This is a genomic window from Lysinibacillus sp. 10T31 (assembly GCF_056394365.1).
Genome location: NZ_JBFTHS010000144.1, coordinates 1 through 941 on the forward strand (window position 1 = coordinate 1; position 941 = coordinate 941).

General features: G+C 34.3%; 1 pseudogene. It reads left to right on the forward strand.

The features are described from left to right. Positions 1-73: 73 nt before the first annotated feature. Positions 74-331 (forward strand): annotated as a pseudogene (locus AC1DCY_RS27195) (IS110 family transposase); the annotation flags it as partial. Positions 332-941 lie beyond the last annotated feature (610 nt).

Here is a 941-nt window from a genome sequence, read left to right on the forward strand (position 1 = left end):
AAAAGGAGCCCTCTAGTATGATGCATGAGTGTCAACGACCATTGACCCATCATCAAACAAGGAGGACTCCTTTATGCATTTTAAATGGAATAATAAAATTAATCAAGTTACTGAAAATACACTCGTTGTCGGTATGGATATTGCCAAGCATGTTCATTACGCATGCTTTGTCGATGAACGCGGGCGAGTAATAGAAAAAGCCTTTGCGGTACATCAATCGAAAGAAGGCTTCGAAAACTTGTATGAAAAAATTCTTCAAACGATGAAGGAAGCTAAGAAAACTGAAGTAATAATAGGGATTGAGCCTACAGGTCACTACTGGATGAACTTAATGATTTCCATTAGTTTTAGCGAAGCGTACACTCAGAATGTAAATTATAACTATAAATTAAAAATACTGTTTATAAATCAAGTGGAAAAATATTTTTTCTTCATCACTAAGTGGTGGAAACCGTTGATACATCAATGTTTATAGAGGGAGGTTAGTTGAAGAAGGATTAGAATCGAAGAACAAAATTAAATAACATTAGACCTTTGAGTGAAATGGAAGTTTTTTATTACTAGGAAATTTACAAGTATTAATAGAGTTTTATGAAAAATTAGGTCTTATACTTTATAAAAGAAAATAGAGCAGCTTTATTGAATTAAAGAAGAAGAGAGTTGGATTGGTTATAGGTAGAGAAGGATCAGAAATTCCTTACAGATTTTCCGAACGAGAAAGCCTAGCAGGGTGTAGCCCGTCTTTAGACATGGGATGAAAGTGAGGTCAGACAAGAGGTAACTATTGCTACTTTAAGTGTCTGAAAGGGTGTTATACTTCATCTATAGACTAGTAAAAGTCTATAAAACACGCTCGTTCATTGAAAATTGGATATTGTATAAGGTTCGATAGCCTAATTCATGCTATCGGTAAAACAATATGTGTCGTCACGAAAAAGACG